The organism is Methylibium sp., from assembly GCF_031393925.1.
GTDB lineage: Bacteria > Pseudomonadota > Gammaproteobacteria > Burkholderiales > Burkholderiaceae_C > Methylibium.
In genome coordinates this window covers 1-3394 of record NZ_JANMWL010000027.1, presented here as the reverse complement: position 1 = coordinate 3394, position 3394 = coordinate 1, and the positions used below count along the sequence as shown (strand labels likewise).

The following is a 3394-nucleotide window of genomic DNA, read 5'->3' as shown; positions in this document are numbered from 1 at the left end:
TCGAGCAACTGCAGGATGACGGGCTGGTCCTTGCCCAGCATTTCGCCCGAGGCGATGCGAAACAGCAGGGCGTAGCCGATCTGGCCAGCAGCACCGGTGACGGCCACACGGACGGGGTTCTTGCTCATGTCGAAGCTCCGGAGAAAAGGCGAAGGTGGACGGGTGGGCCGCGGTGCGGGTCGACCAGGCAGGCCGTCCGCGGCGGACCCGAAGTGTAGGAGCAAACGCGTCGCCGGCCGCGCGCGAACCGGGCCAAGAAGAGCGTTCTTCTCATGTCTTATATAAAACATCTTTCATGGGTTACTGGACGGGCGTGCGCCCCCTGTGATGCAATCGAGCCATGGTCGCTGTCTCCCCCTCGAATGCCATGAACGAAGACGGGCCCGGGGTGGCTGGGCCGGCCTTCAGCCCGCTCTACCAGCAGATCAAGTCGCTCATCACCCGCAGCCTGCAGGCCGGCGAGTGGCGCCCCGGCGAGGTGATTCCGAGCGAGGTGGAGCTGGCCGTGCGCTTCAAGGTCAGCCAGGGCACGGTGCGCAAGGCGATCGACGAGTTGGCCACCGAGAACCTGCTGGTGCGCCGCCAGGGCAAAGGCACGTTCGTCGCCACGCATGCCGAGGAGCAGGTGCAGTACCGCTTTCTGCGCCTGGTGTCCGAGGCTGACGCGGCCAGGGGCGGCCCGGCCGAGCGCCGTTTCCTTGACTGCCGGCGCGTGCGCGCCAGTGCCGAAGTGGCGCGCGCGCTCGAGCTCAAGACCGGCGACGCGGTGATCCAGGTCCGGCGCGTGCTGCTGTTCAATGCGCGGCCGGTGGTGCTGGACGACCTGTGGCTGCCCGGTGGCTTGTTCAAGGGCCTCACCGCCGAGCGGCTGGGTGATTATCGTGGCCCGCTCTACGCGCTGTTCGAGAGCGAGTTCGGCGTGCGCATGATCCGCGCCGAGGAAAAAATTCGCGCGGTGGCTGCCAGCGCGGTCGACGCGCGCGTGCTCGAGGTCGCGCCCGGTGCACCGCTGCTCAGCGTGGAGCGACGCACGCTCACCTATGGCGACAAGCCGGTCGAGCTGCGCCGCGGGCTCTACGAGACGAGCGCGCACTTCTATCGCAACGAACTCAATTGAATGCTTGAACCGCGCGTATCTCCGCGCCACAGCCTAGGTCGTGCTGCGATGCAATAAACTCGACCGGCTTTACACCAAAAACAGGCTCCAGCATGCAATCCGTGAGTGTCAAGACGCCGCGACGGCGGCCCGAGTACCGCAATATCCACGTGCTACAGCTGCGCCATTACCGGCTGCCTCCTGCGGGCATCGTGTCGATCCTGCACCGCGTCAGCGGTGTGCTGATGTTCCTGCTGCTGCCCTTGATCCTGTGGCTGTTCGACATGAGCCTCGGCTCGGAGATCAGTTACGAGAGCTTTACCAGCGCCTTCGTTGCCGGCATCGGTTTCGTGCCCGGCTGGCTTGTCAAGCTGGTCGCCTGGGCGTTGATCTGGGCTTACCTGCACCACTTCATCGCCGGCGTGCGCCACCTCTGGATGGACATGACGCACGCGGTGAGCCTGCAAGCCGGTGCCAGGTCTGCCTGGTTCACCTTGGTGGCGAGTGTGCTGCTGACCTTGGTGCTCGGCGCCAAGCTGTTCGGCGTCCTCTGAGAGGCGAGTCCATGACGCAAGAGAACTTCGGCTCCAGGCGCCTCGTCGTCGGCGCGCATTACGGCCTGCGCGACTGGCTCGCCCAGCGGGTGACGGCCGTGCTGATGGCGCTCTTCACCATCGTGCTGGTGGTGCAGGTGCTGTTCGGCGGCCCGATGGGCTACGACAAGTGGGCCGGCATCTTTGCCGCGCAGTGGATGAGGTTGTTCACCTTCATCGTGATCGTCGCGCTGCTTTATCACGTCTGGGTCGGCATGCGCGACGTGTGGATGGACTACGTGAAGCCGGTCGGCGTGAAGCTCGCGCTGCAGGTCTTCACCATCGCGTGGCTGTTGGGCTGTGCCGGCTGGGCGCTGCAAGTGTTGTGGAGACTGTGAAGCAATGGCCTCGAACGATCTTCCGACGCGCAGGTTCGACGTTGTGATCGTCGGTGCCGGCGGCTCCGGCATGCGCGCCTCGCTGCAGCTGGCGCGCGCCGGCCTGAACGTGGCGGTGCTCTCCAAGGTGTTTCCGACGCGCTCGCACACGGTGGCCGCGCAAGGCGGCATCGGCGCATCGCTCGGCAACATGAGCGAGGACAACTGGCACTACCACTTCTTCGACACCGTCAAGGGCAGCGACTGGCTCGGCGACCAGGACGCGATCGAGTTCATGTGCCGCGAAGCGCCCAAGGTCGTCTACGAGCTCGAGCACTTCGGCATGCCGTTCGACCGCAACCCCGACGGCACCATCTACCAGCGCCCGTTCGGCGGCCACACCGCCAATTACGGCGAGAAGCCGGTGCAGCGCGCTTGCGCCGCGGCCGACCGCACCGGCCACGCGATGCTGCACACGCTCTACCAGCAAAACGTCAAGGCGCGCACGCAGTTTTTCGTCGAGTGGATGGCGCTTGATCTCATCCGTGATGCAGAGGGCGACGTGATCGGCGTCACCGCGCTCGAGATGGAGACCGGCGACGTTCACATCCTCCAAGGCAAGACCGTGCTGCTGGCCACCGGTGGGGCGGGGCGCATCTATGCCGCCTCCACCAACGCCTTCATCAACACCGGCGACGGCCTGGGCATGGCGGCGCGCGCCGGCCTGCCGCTCGAGGACATGGAGTTCTGGCAGTTCCACCCGACCGGCGTGGCCGGTGCCGGCGTGCTGCTCACCGAAGGCTGCCGTGGCGAAGGCGCGATCCTGCGCAATGGCAACGGCGAGCGTTTCATGGAGCGCTACGCGCCCACGCTCAAGGACCTGGCGCCGCGTGATTTCGTCTCGCGCTGCATGGACCAGGAGATCAAGGAAGGGCGCGGTTGCGGTCCGCACAAGGATTACATCGAGCTCGACATGACGCACCTGGGCGCCGACACGATCATGAAGCGCCTGCCCAGCGTGTTCGAGATTGGCCACAACTTCGCCAACGTCGACATCACCAAGGAGCCGATTCCCGTGGTGCCGACGATCCACTACCAAATGGGCGGCATCCCGACCAACGTCCACGGCCAGGTGGTGGTGCCCGACAACGGCAACCCCAACAGCATCGTGAGCGGCTTGTATGCGGTGGGCGAATGCGCCTGCGTGAGCGTGCATGGCGCCAATCGCCTGGGCACCAATTCGCTGCTCGACCTGCTGGTGTTCGGCCGCGCGGCGGGCAACCACATCGTCGAATTCAATCAGAAGAACAAGGCCCACAAGGCGCTGCCTGCCGATGCCGCCGACCGCACGCTGGCTCGCCTGGCGCGCCTGGACGGCACGACCGGCG

The 3394-nt window shown here is 65.9% G+C and carries 4 protein-coding genes and 1 pseudogene; 4 read left to right on the top strand and 1 reads right to left on the bottom strand.

Annotation, left to right across the window (positions count from 1 at the left end):
- Window positions 1-128: pseudogene (locus RMO12_RS01760) on the bottom strand (malate dehydrogenase); the annotation flags it as partial.
- Window positions 129-367: 239 nt separating this feature from the next.
- On the opposite strand from RMO12_RS01760, the gene RMO12_RS01755 reads away from it, so the two are divergent.
- The 4 genes from RMO12_RS01755 to sdhA all read left to right on the top strand — a co-directional run.
- On the top strand, window positions 368-1117 hold the full coding sequence (locus tag RMO12_RS01755) for a GntR family transcriptional regulator (RefSeq protein ID WP_309637980.1): 750 nt from the start codon (window positions 368-370) through the stop codon (window positions 1115-1117).
- A 92-nt stretch (window positions 1118-1209) separates the two neighbouring features.
- Entirely contained in the window at window positions 1210-1650 is a 441-nt protein-coding gene (sdhC, locus tag RMO12_RS01750) for a succinate dehydrogenase, cytochrome b556 subunit (RefSeq protein ID WP_309637979.1), read from the top strand.
- Window positions 1651-1661: 11 nt separating this feature from the next.
- Window positions 1662-2027, top strand: a complete 366-nt coding sequence (gene sdhD / locus RMO12_RS01745) for a succinate dehydrogenase, hydrophobic membrane anchor protein (protein WP_309624375.1) — start codon at window positions 1662-1664, stop codon at window positions 2025-2027.
- Window positions 2028-2031: 4 nt separating this feature from the next.
- The coding region (gene sdhA, locus RMO12_RS01740; protein WP_309637978.1) for a succinate dehydrogenase flavoprotein subunit at window positions 2032-3394 on the top strand (1363 nt) is incomplete at its 3' end.

Excerpts from the sequence above, each read along its gene's own strand:
- sdhD (WP_309624375.1), top strand. The coding sequence starts at position 1,662 with ATGACGCAAGAGAACTTCGGCTCCAGGCGCCTCGTCGTCGGCGCGCAT.
- sdhC (WP_309637979.1), top strand. The coding sequence starts at position 1,210 with ATGCAATCCGTGAGTGTCAAGACGCCGCGACGGCGGCCCGAGTACCGC.
- RMO12_RS01755 (WP_309637980.1), top strand. The coding sequence starts at position 368 with ATGAACGAAGACGGGCCCGGGGTGGCTGGGCCGGCCTTCAGCCCGCTC.